This is a genomic window from Vibrio gallaecicus (genome assembly GCF_024347495.1).
In the GTDB taxonomy this organism is placed as follows: domain Bacteria; phylum Pseudomonadota; class Gammaproteobacteria; order Enterobacterales; family Vibrionaceae; genus Vibrio; species Vibrio gallaecicus.
In genome coordinates this window covers 346,133-367,130 of record NZ_AP025490.1, presented here as the reverse complement: position 1 = coordinate 367,130, position 20,998 = coordinate 346,133, and the positions used below count along the sequence as shown (strand labels likewise).

General features: G+C 47.2%; 3 protein-coding genes, 1 tRNA gene and 8 rRNA genes. All 12 read right to left on the bottom strand.

Annotation, left to right across the window (positions count from 1 at the left end; all coding sequences use genetic code 11):
• Positions 1-84 precede the first annotated feature (84 nt).
• The 12 genes from OCU78_RS01635 to OCU78_RS01580 all read right to left on the bottom strand — a co-directional run bounded on the left by OCU78_RS01635 (position 85) and on the right by OCU78_RS01580 (position 20,911).
• Positions 85-2,978, bottom strand: a 23S ribosomal RNA gene (locus OCU78_RS01635).
• Positions 2,979-3,282: 304 nt separating this feature from the next.
• Positions 3,283-3,358 (bottom strand) — tRNA-Glu (locus OCU78_RS01630).
• Positions 3,359-3,449: 91 nt separating this feature from the next.
• A 16S ribosomal RNA gene (locus OCU78_RS01625) occupies positions 3,450-5,004 on the bottom strand.
• Positions 5,005-5,401: 397 nt separating this feature from the next.
• Positions 5,402-5,517 (bottom strand): 5S ribosomal RNA (gene rrf, locus OCU78_RS01620).
• 126 nt (positions 5,518-5,643) lie between these two features.
• Positions 5,644-8,537 (bottom strand): 23S ribosomal RNA (locus OCU78_RS01615).
• A 354-nt stretch (positions 8,538-8,891) separates the two neighbouring features.
• Positions 8,892-10,446: ribosomal RNA gene (locus OCU78_RS01610) — 16S ribosomal RNA — on the bottom strand.
• Positions 10,447-10,843: 397 nt separating this feature from the next.
• A 5S ribosomal RNA gene (rrf, locus tag OCU78_RS01605) occupies positions 10,844-10,959 on the bottom strand.
• 126 nt (positions 10,960-11,085) lie between these two features.
• Positions 11,086-13,979: ribosomal RNA gene (locus OCU78_RS01600) — 23S ribosomal RNA — on the bottom strand.
• 354 nt (positions 13,980-14,333) lie between these two features.
• Positions 14,334-15,888 (bottom strand): 16S ribosomal RNA (locus OCU78_RS01595).
• The 16S, 23S and 5S rRNA genes sit together here with 1 tRNA gene alongside, the layout of an rRNA operon.
• A gap of 667 nt (positions 15,889-16,555) precedes the next feature.
• Complete coding sequence (locus tag OCU78_RS01590; RefSeq protein ID WP_137374120.1) at positions 16,556-17,332, bottom strand: phosphoadenylyl-sulfate reductase; 777 nt, start codon at positions 17,330-17,332, stop codon at positions 16,556-16,558.
• Positions 17,325-19,040 (bottom strand): assimilatory sulfite reductase (NADPH) hemoprotein subunit, encoded by a 1,716-nt coding sequence (gene cysI / locus OCU78_RS01585; RefSeq protein ID WP_137374119.1) that lies wholly within the window; start codon positions 19,038-19,040, stop codon positions 17,325-17,327. The genes OCU78_RS01590 and cysI overlap by 8 nt, the downstream gene beginning before the upstream one ends.
• Positions 19,040-20,911 carry an assimilatory sulfite reductase (NADPH) flavoprotein subunit gene (locus OCU78_RS01580; RefSeq protein ID WP_137374118.1) on the bottom strand — a complete coding sequence of 624 codons (1,872 nt, stop codon included), beginning with the start codon at positions 20,909-20,911 and terminating at the stop codon, positions 19,040-19,042. The genes cysI and OCU78_RS01580 overlap by 1 nt, the downstream gene beginning before the upstream one ends.
• Between the last annotated feature and the right edge of the window lie 87 nt (positions 20,912-20,998).

The following is a 20,998-nucleotide window of genomic DNA, read 5'->3' as shown; positions in this document are numbered from 1 at the left end:
TAATCTGGAAAGCTGTTTTTGTTCTCTTCAAACTCATTCAAGGTCTGGTATTTCTATGAGTCCACAAAACCCCTTGGGTGTTGTATGGTTAAGCCTCACGGGCAATTAGTACAGGTTAGCTCAATGCCTCGCAGCACTTACACACCCTGCCTATCAACGTCGTAGTCTACGACAACCCTTAAGGACGCTTAAAGCGTCAGGGAAAACTCATCTCAAGGCTCGCTTCGCGCTTAGATGCTTTCAGCGCTTATCGATTCCGAACTTAGCTACCGGGCAATGCCATTGGCATGACAACCCGAACACCAGAGGTTCGTCCACTCCGGTCCTCTCGTACTAGGAGCAGCCCCTTTCAATTTTCCAACGCCCACGGCAGATAGGGACCGAACTGTCTCACGACGTTCTAAACCCAGCTCGCGTACCACTTTAAATGGCGAACAGCCATACCCTTGGGACCGACTTCAGCCCCAGGATGTGATGAGCCGACATCGAGGTGCCAAACACCGCCGTCGATATGAACTCTTGGGCGGTATCAGCCTGTTATCCCCGGAGTACCTTTTATCCGTTGAGCGATGGCCCTTCCATTCAGAACCACCGGATCACTATGACCTGCTTTCGCACCTGCTCGAATTGTCATTCTCGCAGTCAAGCGGGCTTATGCCATTGCACTAACCACACGATGTCCAACCGTGTTTAGCCCACCTTCGTGCTCCTCCGTTACTCTTTGGGAGGAGACCGCCCCAGTCAAACTACCCACCAGGCACTGTCCGTAATCCCGATTCAGGGACCGACGTTAGAACATCAAGCATACAAGGGTGGTATTTCAAGGACGACTCCATCACATCTAGCGACGCAATTTCATAGTCTCCCACCTATCCTACACATGTAGGGTCAATGTTCAGTGCCAAGCTGTAGTAAAGGTTCACGGGGTCTTTCCGTCTAGCCGCGGGTACACTGCATCTTCACAGCGATTTCAATTTCACTGAGTCTCGGGTGGAGACAGCGTGGCCATCATTACGCCATTCGTGCAGGTCGGAACTTACCCGACAAGGAATTTCGCTACCTTAGGACCGTTATAGTTACGGCCGCCGTTTACCGGGGCTTCGATCAAGAGCTTCGACCGAAGTCTAACCCCATCAATTAACCTTCCGGCACCGGGCAGGCGTCACACCGTATACGTCATCTTACGATTTTGCACAGTGCTGTGTTTTTAATAAACAGTTGCAGCCACCTGGTATCTGCGACTCTCGTCTGCTCCATCCGCAAGGGACTTCACTGATAAGAGCGTACCTTCTCCCGAAGTTACGGTACCATTTTGCCTAGTTCCTTCACCCGAGTTCTCTCAAGCGCCTTGGTATTCTCTACCCGACCACCTGTGTCGGTTTGGGGTACGATTTCTTATAATCTGAAGCTTAGAGGCTTTTCCTGGAAGTATGGCATCAATGACTTCACTACCGTAGTAGCTCGACATCGTATCTCAGCGTTAATGAAAGTCCGGATTTACCTAAACTTTCCGCCTACGTACTTGGACCTGGACAACCGTCGCCAGGCTCACCTAGCCTTCTCCGTCCCCCCATCGCAATTATAAGAAGTACAGGAATATTAACCTGTTTCCCATCGACTACGCCTTTCGGCCTCGCCTTAGGAGTCGACTTACCCTGCCCCGATTAACGTTGGACAGGAACCCTTGGTCTTCCGGCGAGGGAGTTTTTCACTCCCTTTATCGTTACTCATGTCAGCATTCGCACTTCTGATACCTCCAGCAGCCCTTACAGACCACCTTCAACGGCTTACAGAACGCTCCCCTACCCCACATACCCTAAGGTACGTAGCCGCAGCTTCGGTGTATAGCTTAGCCCCGTTACATCTTCCGCGCAGGCCGACTCGACCAGTGAGCTATTACGCTTTCTTTAAATGATGGCTGCTTCTAAGCCAACATCCTGGCTGTCTGAGCCTTCCCACATCGTTTCCCACTTAGCTATACTTTGGGACCTTAGCTGGCGGTCTGGGTTGTTTCCCTCTCCACGACGGACGTTAGCACCCGCCGTGTGTCTCCCGGATAGTACTTACTGGTATTCGGAGTTTGCAAAGGGTTGGTAAGTCGGGATGACCCCCTAGCCTTAACAGTGCTCTACCCCCAGTAGTATTCGTCCGAGGCGCTACCTAAATAGCTTTCGGGGAGAACCAGCTATCTCCAGGTTTGATTGGCCTTTCACCCCTAGCCACAAGTCATCCGCTAATTTTTCAACATTAGTCGGTTCGGTCCTCCAGTTGATGTTACTCAACCTTCAACCTGCCCATGGCTAGATCACCTGGTTTCGGGTCTAATCCTAGCAACTGTACGCCCAGTTAAGACTCGGTTTCCCTACGGCTCCCCTAAACGGTTAACCTTGCTACTAAAATTAAGTCGCTGACCCATTATACAAAAGGTACGCAGTCACACCACGAAGGTGCTCCTACTGCTTGTACGTACACGGTTTCAGGTTCTATTTCACTCCCCTCACAGGGGTTCTTTTCGCCTTTCCCTCACGGTACTGGTTCACTATCGGTCAGTCAGTAGTATTTAGCCTTGGAGGATGGTCCCCCCATATTCAGACAGGATATCACGTGTCCCGCCCTACTCGATTTCACTGATTATGATGCGTCGGTTACGGGGCTATCACCCTTTGTTGCGACACTTTCCAGAGTCTTCACCTGCATCATTAAAAGCTTAAGGGCTAATCCAATTTCGCTCGCCGCTACTTTCGGAATCTCGGTTGATTTCTCTTCCTCGGGGTACTTAGATGTTTCAGTTCCCCCGGTTTGCCTCCTGTTGCTATGTATTCACAACAGGATACTTACTTATGTAAGTGGGTTTCCCCATTCAGGAATCCCAGACTCAAAAGGTTATTACTACCTAATCTGGGCTTATCGCAAGTTATTACGCCTTTCATCGCCTCTGACTGCCAAGGCATCCACCGTGTACGCTTAGTCACTTAACCATACAACCCGAAAGGGTCTTGTGTATGGCAACTAACCAAGGTTTTTGGTTGTCATCAAGAAGGGTTAATTCTTGATAACTGTTTGCCGGACTCAATTGTGAATCAAACTAGGTTTGATTCGAATACAAGACACTTGAATGTGTTTGTTGTGTTTATCTAGTTAAAGATAAACATTGAGAACTTTTAAATTTGATTGAATTACTCGTAAGTAATCAATCAGTCAGCTTTCCAAATTGTTAAAGAGCGAATCACTTCATAATGAAGTAACCATTTTTAAAAATTCTTATAAAAGAACATTTAAAGATGGTATCCCGTAGGGGAGTCGAACCCCTGTTACCGCCGTGAAAGGGCGGTGTCCTAGGCCTCTAGACGAACGGGACACTGGATATTGAAGAACTTGGGAGTTCTTCGTCTCTTTTACTTTCTAAACCTAATCAATCTGTGTGGGTACTCATCAACGATATCTTCGTATAAGGAGGTGATCCAGCCCCAGGTTCCCCTAGGGCTACCTTGTTACGACTTCACCCCAGTCATGAACCACAAAGTGGTGAGCGTCCTCCCCGAAAGGTTAAACTACCCACTTCTTTTGCAGCCCACTCCCATGGTGTGACGGGCGGTGTGTACAAGGCCCGGGAACGTATTCACCGTGACATTCTGATTCACGATTACTAGCGATTCCGACTTCATGGAGTCGAGTTGCAGACTCCAATCCGGACTACGACGCACTTTTTGGGATTCGCTCACTATCGCTAGCTTGCTGCCCTCTGTATGCGCCATTGTAGCACGTGTGTAGCCCTACTCGTAAGGGCCATGATGACTTGACGTCGTCCCCACCTTCCTCCGGTTTATCACCGGCAGTCTCCCTGGAGTTCCCGACATTACTCGCTGGCAAACAAGGATAAGGGTTGCGCTCGTTGCGGGACTTAACCCAACATTTCACAACACGAGCTGACGACAGCCATGCAGCACCTGTCTCAGAGCTCCCGAAGGCACACCTGCGTCTCCGCTGGCTTCTCTGGATGTCAAGAGTAGGTAAGGTTCTTCGCGTTGCATCGAATTAAACCACATGCTCCACCGCTTGTGCGGGCCCCCGTCAATTCATTTGAGTTTTAATCTTGCGACCGTACTCCCCAGGCGGTCTACTTAACGCGTTAGCTCCGAAAGCCACGGCTCAAGGCCACAACCTCCAAGTAGACATCGTTTACGGCGTGGACTACCAGGGTATCTAATCCTGTTTGCTCCCCACGCTTTCGCATCTGAGTGTCAGTATCTGTCCAGGGGGCCGCCTTCGCCACTGGTATTCCTTCAGATCTCTACGCATTTCACCGCTACACCTGAAATTCTACCCCCCTCTACAGTACTCTAGTTCACCAGTTTCAAATGCAGTTCCGAGGTTGAGCCCCGGGCTTTCACATCTGACTTAATGAACCACCTGCATGCGCTTTACGCCCAGTAATTCCGATTAACGCTCGCACCCTCCGTATTACCGCGGCTGCTGGCACGGAGTTAGCCGGTGCTTCTTCTGTTGCTAACGTCAAGAGATAAGCGTATTAAGCTTACCCCCTTCCTCACAACTGAAAGTACTTTACAACCCGAAGGCCTTCTTCATACACGCGGCATGGCTGCATCAGGCTTTCGCCCATTGTGCAATATTCCCCACTGCTGCCTCCCGTAGGAGTCTGGACCGTGTCTCAGTTCCAGTGTGGCTGATCATCCTCTCAGACCAGCTAGGGATCGTCGCCTTGGTGAGCCATTACCTCACCAACTAGCTAATCCCACCTAGGCGTATCCGGTAGCACAAGGCCCGAAGGTCCCCTGCTTTGCTCCGTAGAGATTATGCGGTATTAGCCATCGTTTCCAATGGTTATCCCCCTCTACCGGGCAACTTCCTAGGCATTACTCACCCGTCCGCCGCTCGACGCCCAACAAATCATCCGAAGAGTCAATGTTGTCGTTTCCGCTCGACTTGCATGTGTTAGGCCTGCCGCCAGCGTTCAATCTGAGCCATGATCAAACTCTTCAATTTAAGATTTTGTCGGCTCAATGAATACTGACTTCAAAACTAATATTTACCGAAGTAAACATGTAATTCTAAAGCTATTACCATTCCAACAGAATGGTAATGAATTGACTGTGCCAAAATTAAGTAAACTTAATTTTGTATTGGTCACTCAGTTCATTGAAACCAAATTGATTTCCGAAGAAATCTTGCTTTGCTATTGCAAAACAAATTTTGATATTCATCAACGAGTGCCCACACAGATTGATAGGTTTAAATTGTTAAAGAGCTTTGCTTTCAGTGCCTTAGCACTTAAGCAGGACGCGTATAATACGCTTTCTACTTTGAAAGTCAACATAAAATACTAAGAAAACTTAGAACTCTATGGTGACTTGTCTAGAAACTAGACAAAGTCGAAATTAAAGCCTGGCGATGTCCTACTCTCACATGGGGAAGCCCCACACTACCATCGGCGCTATTGTGTTTCACTTCTGAGTTCGGCATGGAGTCAGGTGGGTCCACAATGCTATGGTCGCCAAGCAAATTTTGCTTTTACTTTCAGTTTAAAAACTGAAGGCAAAATAATCTGGAAAGCTGTTTTTGTTCTCTTCAAACTCATTCAAGGTCTGGTATTTCTATGAGTCCACAAAACCCCTTGGGTGTTGTATGGTTAAGCCTCACGGGCAATTAGTACAGGTTAGCTCAATGCCTCGCAGCACTTACACACCCTGCCTATCAACGTCGTAGTCTACGACAACCCTTAAGGACGCTTAAAGCGTCAGGGAAAACTCATCTCAAGGCTCGCTTCGCGCTTAGATGCTTTCAGCGCTTATCGATTCCGAACTTAGCTACCGGGCAATGCCATTGGCATGACAACCCGAACACCAGAGGTTCGTCCACTCCGGTCCTCTCGTACTAGGAGCAGCCCCTTTCAATTTTCCAACGCCCACGGCAGATAGGGACCGAACTGTCTCACGACGTTCTAAACCCAGCTCGCGTACCACTTTAAATGGCGAACAGCCATACCCTTGGGACCGACTTCAGCCCCAGGATGTGATGAGCCGACATCGAGGTGCCAAACACCGCCGTCGATATGAACTCTTGGGCGGTATCAGCCTGTTATCCCCGGAGTACCTTTTATCCGTTGAGCGATGGCCCTTCCATTCAGAACCACCGGATCACTATGACCTGCTTTCGCACCTGCTCGAATTGTCATTCTCGCAGTCAAGCGGGCTTATGCCATTGCACTAACCACACGATGTCCAACCGTGTTTAGCCCACCTTCGTGCTCCTCCGTTACTCTTTGGGAGGAGACCGCCCCAGTCAAACTACCCACCAGGCACTGTCCGTAATCCCGATTCAGGGACCGACGTTAGAACATCAAGCATACAAGGGTGGTATTTCAAGGACGACTCCATCACATCTAGCGACGCAATTTCATAGTCTCCCACCTATCCTACACATGTAGGGTCAATGTTCAGTGCCAAGCTGTAGTAAAGGTTCACGGGGTCTTTCCGTCTAGCCGCGGGTACACTGCATCTTCACAGCGATTTCAATTTCACTGAGTCTCGGGTGGAGACAGCGTGGCCATCATTACGCCATTCGTGCAGGTCGGAACTTACCCGACAAGGAATTTCGCTACCTTAGGACCGTTATAGTTACGGCCGCCGTTTACCGGGGCTTCGATCAAGAGCTTCGACCGAAGTCTAACCCCATCAATTAACCTTCCGGCACCGGGCAGGCGTCACACCGTATACGTCATCTTACGATTTTGCACAGTGCTGTGTTTTTAATAAACAGTTGCAGCCACCTGGTATCTGCGACTCTCGTCTGCTCCATCCGCAAGGGACTTCACTGATAAGAGCGTACCTTCTCCCGAAGTTACGGTACCATTTTGCCTAGTTCCTTCACCCGAGTTCTCTCAAGCGCCTTGGTATTCTCTACCCGACCACCTGTGTCGGTTTGGGGTACGATTTCTTATAATCTGAAGCTTAGAGGCTTTTCCTGGAAGTATGGCATCAATGACTTCACTACCGTAGTAGCTCGACATCGTATCTCAGCGTTAATGAAAGTCCGGATTTACCTAAACTTTCCGCCTACGTACTTGGACCTGGACAACCGTCGCCAGGCTCACCTAGCCTTCTCCGTCCCCCCATCGCAATTATAAGAAGTACAGGAATATTAACCTGTTTCCCATCGACTACGCCTTTCGGCCTCGCCTTAGGAGTCGACTTACCCTGCCCCGATTAACGTTGGACAGGAACCCTTGGTCTTCCGGCGAGGGAGTTTTTCACTCCCTTTATCGTTACTCATGTCAGCATTCGCACTTCTGATACCTCCAGCAGCCCTTACAGACCACCTTCAACGGCTTACAGAACGCTCCCCTACCCCACATACCCTAAGGTACGTAGCCGCAGCTTCGGTGTATAGCTTAGCCCCGTTACATCTTCCGCGCAGGCCGACTCGACCAGTGAGCTATTACGCTTTCTTTAAATGATGGCTGCTTCTAAGCCAACATCCTGGCTGTCTGAGCCTTCCCACATCGTTTCCCACTTAGCTATACTTTGGGACCTTAGCTGGCGGTCTGGGTTGTTTCCCTCTCCACGACGGACGTTAGCACCCGCCGTGTGTCTCCCGGATAGTACTTACTGGTATTCGGAGTTTGCAAAGGGTTGGTAAGTCGGGATGACCCCCTAGCCTTAACAGTGCTCTACCCCCAGTAGTATTCGTCCGAGGCGCTACCTAAATAGCTTTCGGGGAGAACCAGCTATCTCCAGGTTTGATTGGCCTTTCACCCCTAGCCACAAGTCATCCGCTAATTTTTCAACATTAGTCGGTTCGGTCCTCCAGTTGATGTTACTCAACCTTCAACCTGCCCATGGCTAGATCACCTGGTTTCGGGTCTAATCCTAGCAACTGTACGCCCAGTTAAGACTCGGTTTCCCTACGGCTCCCCTAAACGGTTAACCTTGCTACTAAAATTAAGTCGCTGACCCATTATACAAAAGGTACGCAGTCACACCACGAAGGTGCTCCTACTGCTTGTACGTACACGGTTTCAGGTTCTATTTCACTCCCCTCACAGGGGTTCTTTTCGCCTTTCCCTCACGGTACTGGTTCACTATCGGTCAGTCAGTAGTATTTAGCCTTGGAGGATGGTCCCCCCATATTCAGACAGGATATCACGTGTCCCGCCCTACTCGATTTCACTGATTATGATGCGTCGGTTACGGGGCTATCACCCTTTGTTGCGACACTTTCCAGAGTCTTCACCTGCATCATTAAAAGCTTAAGGGCTAATCCAATTTCGCTCGCCGCTACTTTCGGAATCTCGGTTGATTTCTCTTCCTCGGGGTACTTAGATGTTTCAGTTCCCCCGGTTTGCCTCCTGTTGCTATGTATTCACAACAGGATACTTACTTATGTAAGTGGGTTTCCCCATTCAGGAATCCCAGACTCAAAAGGTTATTACTACCTAATCTGGGCTTATCGCAAGTTATTACGCCTTTCATCGCCTCTGACTGCCAAGGCATCCACCGTGTACGCTTAGTCACTTAACCATACAACCCGAAAGGGTCTTGTGTATGGCAACTAACCAAGGTTTTTGGTTGTCATCAAGAAGGGTTAATTCTTGATAACTGTTTGCCGGACTCAATTGTGAATCAAACTAAAGTTTGATTCGAATACAAGACACTTGAATGTGTTTGTTGTGTTTATCTAGTTAAAGATAAACATTGAGAACTTTTAAATTTGATTGAATTACTCGTAAGTAATCAATCAGTCAGCTTTCCAAATTGTTAAAGAGCATAAAGCAAAAAGCTTTAATCAATAACTCGCGTTATTAATTAAAGCTCTGGCTTTAACTAAATCTAAACCATCAATCTGTGTGGGTACTCATCAACGATATCTTCGTATAAGGAGGTGATCCAGCCCCAGGTTCCCCTAGGGCTACCTTGTTACGACTTCACCCCAGTCATGAACCACAAAGTGGTGAGCGTCCTCCCCGAAAGGTTAAACTACCCACTTCTTTTGCAGCCCACTCCCATGGTGTGACGGGCGGTGTGTACAAGGCCCGGGAACGTATTCACCGTGACATTCTGATTCACGATTACTAGCGATTCCGACTTCATGGAGTCGAGTTGCAGACTCCAATCCGGACTACGACGCACTTTTTGGGATTCGCTCACTATCGCTAGCTTGCTGCCCTCTGTATGCGCCATTGTAGCACGTGTGTAGCCCTACTCGTAAGGGCCATGATGACTTGACGTCGTCCCCACCTTCCTCCGGTTTATCACCGGCAGTCTCCCTGGAGTTCCCGACATTACTCGCTGGCAAACAAGGATAAGGGTTGCGCTCGTTGCGGGACTTAACCCAACATTTCACAACACGAGCTGACGACAGCCATGCAGCACCTGTCTCAGAGCTCCCGAAGGCACACCTGCGTCTCCGCTGGCTTCTCTGGATGTCAAGAGTAGGTAAGGTTCTTCGCGTTGCATCGAATTAAACCACATGCTCCACCGCTTGTGCGGGCCCCCGTCAATTCATTTGAGTTTTAATCTTGCGACCGTACTCCCCAGGCGGTCTACTTAACGCGTTAGCTCCGAAAGCCACGGCTCAAGGCCACAACCTCCAAGTAGACATCGTTTACGGCGTGGACTACCAGGGTATCTAATCCTGTTTGCTCCCCACGCTTTCGCATCTGAGTGTCAGTATCTGTCCAGGGGGCCGCCTTCGCCACTGGTATTCCTTCAGATCTCTACGCATTTCACCGCTACACCTGAAATTCTACCCCCCTCTACAGTACTCTAGTTCACCAGTTTCAAATGCAGTTCCGAGGTTGAGCCCCGGGCTTTCACATCTGACTTAATGAACCACCTGCATGCGCTTTACGCCCAGTAATTCCGATTAACGCTCGCACCCTCCGTATTACCGCGGCTGCTGGCACGGAGTTAGCCGGTGCTTCTTCTGTTGCTAACGTCAAGAGATAAGCGTATTAAGCTTACCCCCTTCCTCACAACTGAAAGTACTTTACAACCCGAAGGCCTTCTTCATACACGCGGCATGGCTGCATCAGGCTTTCGCCCATTGTGCAATATTCCCCACTGCTGCCTCCCGTAGGAGTCTGGACCGTGTCTCAGTTCCAGTGTGGCTGATCATCCTCTCAGACCAGCTAGGGATCGTCGCCTTGGTGAGCCATTACCTCACCAACTAGCTAATCCCACCTAGGCGTATCCGGTAGCACAAGGCCCGAAGGTCCCCTGCTTTGCTCCGTAGAGATTATGCGGTATTAGCCATCGTTTCCAATGGTTATCCCCCTCTACCGGGCAACTTCCTAGGCATTACTCACCCGTCCGCCGCTCGACGCCCAACAAATCATCCGAAGAGTCAATGTTGTCGTTTCCGCTCGACTTGCATGTGTTAGGCCTGCCGCCAGCGTTCAATCTGAGCCATGATCAAACTCTTCAATTTAAGATTTTGTCGGCTCAATGAATACTGACTTCAAAACTAATATTTACCGAAGTAAACATGTAATTCTAAAGCTATTACCATTCCAACAGAATGGTAATGAATTGACTGTGCCAAAATTAAGTAAACTTAATTTTGTATTGGTCACTCAGTTCATTGAAACCAAATTGATTTCCGAAGAAATCTTGCTTTGCTATTGCAAAACAAATTTTGATATTCATCAACGAGTGCCCACACAGATTGATAGGTTTAAATTGTTAAAGAGCTTTGCTTTCAGTGCCTTAGCACTTAAGCAGGACGCGTATAATACGCTTTCTACTTTGAAAGTCAACATAAAATACTAAGAAAACTTAGAACTCTATGGTGACTTGTCTAGAAACTAGACAAAGTCGAAATTAAAGCCTGGCGATGTCCTACTCTCACATGGGGAAGCCCCACACTACCATCGGCGCTATTGTGTTTCACTTCTGAGTTCGGCATGGAGTCAGGTGGGTCCACAATGCTATGGTCGCCAAGCAAATTTTGCTTTTACTTTCAGTTTAAAAACTGAAGGCAAAATAATCTGGAAAGCTGTTTTTGTTCTCTTCAAACTCATTCAAGGTCTGGTATTTCTATGAGTCCACAAAACCCCTTGGGTGTTGTATGGTTAAGCCTCACGGGCAATTAGTACAGGTTAGCTCAATGCCTCGCAGCACTTACACACCCTGCCTATCAACGTCGTAGTCTACGACAACCCTTAAGGACGCTTAAAGCGTCAGGGAAAACTCATCTCAAGGCTCGCTTCGCGCTTAGATGCTTTCAGCGCTTATCGATTCCGAACTTAGCTACCGGGCAATGCCATTGGCATGACAACCCGAACACCAGAGGTTCGTCCACTCCGGTCCTCTCGTACTAGGAGCAGCCCCTTTCAATTTTCCAACGCCCACGGCAGATAGGGACCGAACTGTCTCACGACGTTCTAAACCCAGCTCGCGTACCACTTTAAATGGCGAACAGCCATACCCTTGGGACCGACTTCAGCCCCAGGATGTGATGAGCCGACATCGAGGTGCCAAACACCGCCGTCGATATGAACTCTTGGGCGGTATCAGCCTGTTATCCCCGGAGTACCTTTTATCCGTTGAGCGATGGCCCTTCCATTCAGAACCACCGGATCACTATGACCTGCTTTCGCACCTGCTCGAATTGTCATTCTCGCAGTCAAGCGGGCTTATGCCATTGCACTAACCACACGATGTCCAACCGTGTTTAGCCCACCTTCGTGCTCCTCCGTTACTCTTTGGGAGGAGACCGCCCCAGTCAAACTACCCACCAGGCACTGTCCGTAATCCCGATTCAGGGACCGACGTTAGAACATCAAGCATACAAGGGTGGTATTTCAAGGACGACTCCATCACATCTAGCGACGCAATTTCATAGTCTCCCACCTATCCTACACATGTAGGGTCAATGTTCAGTGCCAAGCTGTAGTAAAGGTTCACGGGGTCTTTCCGTCTAGCCGCGGGTACACTGCATCTTCACAGCGATTTCAATTTCACTGAGTCTCGGGTGGAGACAGCGTGGCCATCATTACGCCATTCGTGCAGGTCGGAACTTACCCGACAAGGAATTTCGCTACCTTAGGACCGTTATAGTTACGGCCGCCGTTTACCGGGGCTTCGATCAAGAGCTTCGACCGAAGTCTAACCCCATCAATTAACCTTCCGGCACCGGGCAGGCGTCACACCGTATACGTCATCTTACGATTTTGCACAGTGCTGTGTTTTTAATAAACAGTTGCAGCCACCTGGTATCTGCGACTCTCGTCTGCTCCATCCGCAAGGGACTTCACTGATAAGAGCGTACCTTCTCCCGAAGTTACGGTACCATTTTGCCTAGTTCCTTCACCCGAGTTCTCTCAAGCGCCTTGGTATTCTCTACCCGACCACCTGTGTCGGTTTGGGGTACGATTTCTTATAATCTGAAGCTTAGAGGCTTTTCCTGGAAGTATGGCATCAATGACTTCACTACCGTAGTAGCTCGACATCGTATCTCAGCGTTAATGAAAGTCCGGATTTACCTAAACTTTCCGCCTACGTACTTGGACCTGGACAACCGTCGCCAGGCTCACCTAGCCTTCTCCGTCCCCCCATCGCAATTATAAGAAGTACAGGAATATTAACCTGTTTCCCATCGACTACGCCTTTCGGCCTCGCCTTAGGAGTCGACTTACCCTGCCCCGATTAACGTTGGACAGGAACCCTTGGTCTTCCGGCGAGGGAGTTTTTCACTCCCTTTATCGTTACTCATGTCAGCATTCGCACTTCTGATACCTCCAGCAGCCCTTACAGACCACCTTCAACGGCTTACAGAACGCTCCCCTACCCCACATACCCTAAGGTACGTAGCCGCAGCTTCGGTGTATAGCTTAGCCCCGTTACATCTTCCGCGCAGGCCGACTCGACCAGTGAGCTATTACGCTTTCTTTAAATGATGGCTGCTTCTAAGCCAACATCCTGGCTGTCTGAGCCTTCCCACATCGTTTCCCACTTAGCTATACTTTGGGACCTTAGCTGGCGGTCTGGGTTGTTTCCCTCTCCACGACGGACGTTAGCACCCGCCGTGTGTCTCCCGGATAGTACTTACTGGTATTCGGAGTTTGCAAAGGGTTGGTAAGTCGGGATGACCCCCTAGCCTTAACAGTGCTCTACCCCCAGTAGTATTCGTCCGAGGCGCTACCTAAATAGCTTTCGGGGAGAACCAGCTATCTCCAGGTTTGATTGGCCTTTCACCCCTAGCCACAAGTCATCCGCTAATTTTTCAACATTAGTCGGTTCGGTCCTCCAGTTGATGTTACTCAACCTTCAACCTGCCCATGGCTAGATCACCTGGTTTCGGGTCTAATCCTAGCAACTGTACGCCCAGTTAAGACTCGGTTTCCCTACGGCTCCCCTAAACGGTTAACCTTGCTACTAAAATTAAGTCGCTGACCCATTATACAAAAGGTACGCAGTCACACCACGAAGGTGCTCCTACTGCTTGTACGTACACGGTTTCAGGTTCTATTTCACTCCCCTCACAGGGGTTCTTTTCGCCTTTCCCTCACGGTACTGGTTCACTATCGGTCAGTCAGTAGTATTTAGCCTTGGAGGATGGTCCCCCCATATTCAGACAGGATATCACGTGTCCCGCCCTACTCGATTTCACTGATTATGATGCGTCGGTTACGGGGCTATCACCCTTTGTTGCGACACTTTCCAGAGTCTTCACCTGCATCATTAAAAGCTTAAGGGCTAATCCAATTTCGCTCGCCGCTACTTTCGGAATCTCGGTTGATTTCTCTTCCTCGGGGTACTTAGATGTTTCAGTTCCCCCGGTTTGCCTCCTGTTGCTATGTATTCACAACAGGATACTTACTTATGTAAGTGGGTTTCCCCATTCAGGAATCCCAGACTCAAAAGGTTATTACTACCTAATCTGGGCTTATCGCAAGTTATTACGCCTTTCATCGCCTCTGACTGCCAAGGCATCCACCGTGTACGCTTAGTCACTTAACCATACAACCCGAAAGGGTCTTGTGTATGGCAACTAACCAAGGTTTTTGGTTGTCATCAAGAAGGGTTAATTCTTGATAACTGTTTGCCGGACTCAATTGTGAATCAAACTAAAGTTTGATTCGAATACAAGACACTTGAATGTGTTTGTTGTGTTTATCTAGTTAAAGATAAACATTGAGAACTTTTAAATTTGATTGAATTACTCGTAAGTAATCAATCAGTCAGCTTTCCAAATTGTTAAAGAGCATAAAGCAAAAAGCTTTAATCAATAACTCGCGTTATTAATTAAAGCTCTGGCTTTAACTAAATCTAAACCATCAATCTGTGTGGGTACTCATCAACGATATCTTCGTATAAGGAGGTGATCCAGCCCCAGGTTCCCCTAGGGCTACCTTGTTACGACTTCACCCCAGTCATGAACCACAAAGTGGTGAGCGTCCTCCCCGAAAGGTTAAACTACCCACTTCTTTTGCAGCCCACTCCCATGGTGTGACGGGCGGTGTGTACAAGGCCCGGGAACGTATTCACCGTGACATTCTGATTCACGATTACTAGCGATTCCGACTTCATGGAGTCGAGTTGCAGACTCCAATCCGGACTACGACGCACTTTTTGGGATTCGCTCACTATCGCTAGCTTGCTGCCCTCTGTATGCGCCATTGTAGCACGTGTGTAGCCCTACTCGTAAGGGCCATGATGACTTGACGTCGTCCCCACCTTCCTCCGGTTTATCACCGGCAGTCTCCCTGGAGTTCCCGACATTACTCGCTGGCAAACAAGGATAAGGGTTGCGCTCGTTGCGGGACTTAACCCAACATTTCACAACACGAGCTGACGACAGCCATGCAGCACCTGTCTCAGAGCTCCCGAAGGCACACCTGCGTCTCCGCTGGCTTCTCTGGATGTCAAGAGTAGGTAAGGTTCTTCGCGTTGCATCGAATTAAACCACATGCTCCACCGCTTGTGCGGGCCCCCGTCAATTCATTTGAGTTTTAATCTTGCGACCGTACTCCCCAGGCGGTCTACTTAACGCGTTAGCTCCGAAAGCCACGGCTCAAGGCCACAACCTCCAAGTAGACATCGTTTACGGCGTGGACTACCAGGGTATCTAATCCTGTTTGCTCCCCACGCTTTCGCATCTGAGTGTCAGTATCTGTCCAGGGGGCCGCCTTCGCCACTGGTATTCCTTCAGATCTCTACGCATTTCACCGCTACACCTGAAATTCTACCCCCCTCTACAGTACTCTAGTTCACCAGTTTCAAATGCAGTTCCGAGGTTGAGCCCCGGGCTTTCACATCTGACTTAATGAACCACCTGCATGCGCTTTACGCCCAGTAATTCCGATTAACGCTCGCACCCTCCGTATTACCGCGGCTGCTGGCACGGAGTTAGCCGGTGCTTCTTCTGTTGCTAACGTCAAGAGATAAGCGTATTAAGCTTACCCCCTTCCTCACAACTGAAAGTACTTTACAACCCGAAGGCCTTCTTCATACACGCGGCATGGCTGCATCAGGCTTTCGCCCATTGTGCAATATTCCCCACTGCTGCCTCCCGTAGGAGTCTGGACCGTGTCTCAGTTCCAGTGTGGCTGATCATCCTCTCAGACCAGCTAGGGATCGTCGCCTTGGTGAGCCATTACCTCACCAACTAGCTAATCCCACCTAGGCGTATCCGGTAGCACAAGGCCCGAAGGTCCCCTGCTTTGCTCCGTAGAGATTATGCGGTATTAGCCATCGTTTCCAATGGTTATCCCCCTCTACCGGGCAACTTCCTAGGCATTACTCACCCGTCCGCCGCTCGACGCCCAACAAATCATCCGAAGAGTCAATGTTGTCGTTTCCGCTCGACTTGCATGTGTTAGGCCTGCCGCCAGCGTTCAATCTGAGCCATGATCAAACTCTTCAATTTAAGATTTTGTCGGCTCAATGAATACTGACTTCAAAACTAATATTTACCGAAGTAAACATGTAATTCTAAAGCTATTACCATTCCAACAGAATGGTAATGAATTGACTGTGCCAAAATTAAGTAAACTTAATTTTGTATTGGTCACTCAGTTCATTGAAACCAAATTGATTTCCGAGGAAATCTTGCTTTGCTAATGCAAAACAAATTTTGATATTCATCAACGAGTACCCACACAGATTGATAGGTTTAAATTGTTAAAGAACTGTTCTTCTTAGTAACTAACATCACTTCGGAAGAGGCGGCTATTCTAGCTATTTAAATCTCAGTGTCAAACACTTTTTAAATTTAATTTCCACTTTTTTAAAAAGTAGAAGCGAATTATCGCTTTAAGCTAGTAACCTAACCAACATTCTTCGCTGAAGCCTTGTGGCGTCTGCCGTGTCAGTGAGGCGGCATTATAGAGAACCTCAGTATATTGGCAAGCTTTAATTTAAGATAATTGCAAAAATAGAGGCTAAATGGCAAATAAACGACCAAACACCTATTTTATTACATTTAACCCCAAAGCAAATACACCATACCCACAGACTTATCCACAAACATCATATTTTCTTAATCACCAAAATAAAAAAAGCAGCCTAAAGGCCGCTTCTCTCACTAATTAAAATCAAATACCAGATCCGTGTGACTCACCATCATCTTCATGAAGACCACATTCTCGCTTCAATCCATTGAATCGAGTTTCTTCTTCAGTCATACCTGGTTCCCACTTTTTCGTAGTGTGAGTATCGCCAATTGACAAATACCCTTGCTCACGTAGCGGGTGATACTGAAGGTTATGTTTCTCTAAGTAATAGTGCACATCTTTATTTGTCCAGTCGATAACAGGTAAGAATTTAAAAACACCATTTTGCAGAGACAGTATTGGAAGATTAGCACGTGATTGAGATTGCTCACGTCTCAGCCCAGAAAACCAAGTACCAGCTTCTAGTTCATCTAGCGCTCTTCTCATTGGTTCAACTTTATTAAGTTTATTGTATTTCTCTATTCCTTCGATCCCCTGCTCCCACAACTTACCATATTGCGCTTCTTGCCAATTAGGGCTTTGGTGCGATCGAAATACTTGTAGGTTAAGAGTGAGCTTATGACTTAACTCATCAATGAAGCGATAGGTTTCTGGAAACAAATATCCAGTATCAGTAAGGATAACTGGAATATCCGGTTTAGCCTGAGTCACTAAGTGCAGCATTAACGCAGCTTGGATACCGAAGCTAGAAGAAACAACATGCGTCCCTTCTAAATTCTCTAATGCCCATTGGACTCTTTCTAATGCAGTTAGCTGCTCTAACTCAGAATTAATTTGCCCAAGACGAAGTATCTGCTGCGTCTTGGTCAATGTGAGTAGTTCTGCTAACTTCAATTTTGAAGCGACAGAGTTATGCATGTAGATCCCTCTTAGAAATAATCACCTCTTCGATGATCCCAGCTCGGATAGTGAAGTCACCAAAGCCTTCATTTTCCTCACGCTCTTTAGACCAACGATCCACCAGCGAATCAATTTCTTCTAAAATTTGAGCTGATGTGATGTTCTCTTTATACATCTTAGGGATACGAGTGCCTGCTTTATTACCACCTAGATGCATGTTGTAACGACCAGGAGCTTTACCAACTAAACCAAGTTCAGCCAACATTGCACGCCCGCAACCATTTGGACACCCTGTAATACGAAGGATGATATTGTCATCCTCTGGTAGACCGTGCTTCTTAAGAATATCTTCAACATCAGTAACAAACTCAGGAAGGAAACGTTCAGCTTCAGCCATTGCTAACGGACATGTTGGAAACGCAACACACGCCATCGAATTTTTACGCTGTTCTGAAACAGCATCATCCATCAAGCCATATTGACGAGCTAACCCTTCAATTACTTCTTTTTGATCTTCAGGTACACCAGCCACAATTAAGTTTTGGTTTGCTGTCATACGGAAGTCACCTTTATGGATCTTCGCAATTTCTGCAACGCCAGTTTTAAGTGCCTTACCAGGAAAATCCAGTAAACGACCATTTTCAATAAATAGTGCTAAATGGTGTTTACCATCGATGCCTTCAGCCCAACCGATACGATCGCCACGTTCAGTAAATTCATAAGGGCGACTCTGTGAAAACTCAACGCCAGCTCGTTTTTCAACTTCAGCTTTGAATACATCAATGCCTACTCGGTCTAACGTGTATTTAGTTTTGGCATTCTTACGATTTGAGCGATTACCCCAATCTCGTTGAGTTGTAACAACTGCAGCTGCAACTTCTAATGTTTTCTCTAACGGTACAAAGCCAAAATCATCAGCTTTACGTGCATAAGTAGAAGTATCGCCATGAGTCATCGCCAGACCACCACCGACTAATACGTTAAAGCCTACTAACTTTCCATTATCTGCAATCGCAATGAAGTTCAAATCATTAGCATGAACATCTACATCATTTTGCGGCGGAATCACTACCGTCGTTTTGAATTTACGAGGAAGGTAGTTACTGCCTAAAATTGGCTCTTCATCTGTGGTTTCTAGTTTCTCACCATCTAGCCAGATTTCTGCATAAGCGCGTGTCTTAGGTAATAAGTGCTCACTGATCTTTTTCGCCCACTCATAAGCTTCTTGGTGAAGCTCAGATTCTACTGGGTTAGTCGTACACAAAACATTTCGGTTTACATCGCCCGCAGTTGCAATCGAATCAATGCCTATACTATTGAGCGTTTGGTGCATCAACTTGATATTTGGCTTTAAAACACCGTGGAACTGGAATGTTTGACGTGTAGTTAAACGAATACTTCCGTAAGAGGTACTTTCATCCGCGAATTTATCAATCGCTAGCCACTGTGTTGGAGTAATGATTCCGCCAGGCATACGTGCACGAAGCATCACATTATGCAGAGGTTCTAGTTTCTGCTTAGCACGCTCATTACGAATGTCACGGTCATCTTGTTGATACATACCGTGGAAACGGATCAGCTGGAAGTTATCAGCCTTAAATCCACCAGTGATTCTATCTTGCAAATCTGCTTCAATCGTACCGCGAAGATGGTTACTTTCTCTCTTTAAACGTTCATTATCAGAAAGAGGACCTAATACTTGTCCTAATACTTCTTGTTTGCTCATTAGTACACATCCCTTTGGTAACGCTTCGCTTTGCGTAAATCATTAATATATTGTTCAGCTTGCTCACGCTCTAACTGACCTTGCTCTTGAGCAATTGTCACTAGTGCATCATGAACATCTTTCGCCATACGAGTTGCATCACCACACACGTACAAGTAAGCGCCATCTTGCAGCCATTGCCAAACTTGTTCTGCTTGCTCAAGTAAACGGTGTTGAACATAAACTTTTTCATTCTGATCTCGGCTAAATGCAACATCGAGACGAGTTAACACACCGGACTTAAGATACTTCTGCCATTCCACTTGATATAAGAAATCTTGAGTAAAGGTACGGTCACCGAATAACAACCAGTTTTTACCTTCAGCTTCGCGGTTTTCACGCTCTTGAACAAAACTACGGAACGGAGCAATACCAGTACCAGGACCAACCATGATTATTGGAGTACTGTCATCTTGTGGAAGTTTGAAGTTATTATTATTTTCAACAAAGACTTTAACTTCCCCACCTTCTTCTAGGCGTTGAGATAAGAAGCTTGATGCTCCACCGAAACGAGTCTTTTCACCTTTTTGGTATTCAACTAAACCAACCGTTAGGTGAACTTCTTCATCTACTTCCGCTTGGCTAGAAGCAATTGAGTACAATCGAGGAGTTAGCTTACGCAACAACCCAATTAATTCTTCAGCCGATAATTTAGTTTTCTTTTCAGCTAATACGTCAACAACTTGAGTATTACCTGCGTATTCACGTAATTTGTCTTTATCTGCCACCAGCTTTTCTAGTTTTTTACTGCCAGATAACTCGGAAAACTTGGTCACTAGTTGCGGGTTTGATGAAGTAATTTCATATTTACTGACAAGAGCACTATGAATAGAAAGACTCTCACCATCGACTTCAATGCTTTCAACACCAGATAAACCAACCTTCGCTAAAATTTCATTTGCTAGATCAGAGCTGTTTTCATACCACACACCAAGTGCGTCGCCAGGTTGGTAAGTAATACCTGATTCATCTAAATCAATTTCGATGTGGCGAACGTCTTTACCTGAATCTCGACCTGTTATTTTCTGGCTAGTCAGTAAAGTGGCGGTATATGGATTTTGTTTCGTGTATTGGGAATGACCAGGTGCAGCTTGACCAACAGGTAATTGAACCACTTCTGCTTCACTGCCTGAAGAAAGCGCTTCTTTAACAGTTTCTAATGCCTTGGCATTCCAGTCACTTGCCGCTTCTTCGTAATCAACATCACAATCAATACGGTCAATGAAGGGAGTCGCACCTAATTTAGCAAGGTAGCTATCAAAATCTTTACCCGTTTGGCAGAAGAATTCATAGCTAGAGTCACCTAATCCAATCACACCATATTGTAGATTGGATAACTTAGGCGCTTTCTTTGATTGTAAAAACTCGTGCAGTTCAATGGCATTATCAGGCGCTTCACCCTCACCATTTGTTGATGCTACGAAAATAACGTGCGTTTCTTTCGCAAGGTTTTTACCTTTGTAATCGCTCGCATCAAACAATTGAACTGAAATACCTAATGCCTTAGCTTCAGCTTCTAAAGTTTCAGCAACGCCTTTAGCATTACCAGTTTGAGAAGCGAAGATAATAGAAAGCTTACCTGCAGGTTTTGCAGCAACTGCGGCTGCAGCATGAGCGATAGGCGCAGCAGCTCCAACAGGTTGAGATTGACTCACTCCCCAAAGGTAACCACTCACCCAAGCAAGTTGTTGAGGTGATAATTCAGAAACAGTTTGTTGAAGTTGACCAAGTTGTTGGTCATTTAAAGGTGCAGCTAAGCCAGGTAGCGATACCGAAGCAGCGTTTCCTGATGACTCATTATTTTGTAAAGATTCTTTTTTGTGTAACGACATGGTCACGACATCCCTAATCATTGCGTGCCGTTAGATTAACCACTCCTCTTAATAACAAGAAAGAATAGATAAGTATGTTTTATAACT

Coding starts and splice junctions, on each gene's coding strand:
- OCU78_RS01590 (WP_137374120.1), bottom strand. CDS start 17,332: ATGCATAACTCTGTCGCTTCAAAATTGAAGTTAGCAGAACTACTCACA.
- cysI (WP_137374119.1), bottom strand. CDS start 19,040: ATGAGCAAACAAGAAGTATTAGGACAAGTATTAGGTCCTCTTTCTGAT.
- OCU78_RS01580 (WP_137374118.1), bottom strand. CDS start 20,911: ATGTCGTTACACAAAAAAGAATCTTTACAAAATAATGAGTCATCAGGA.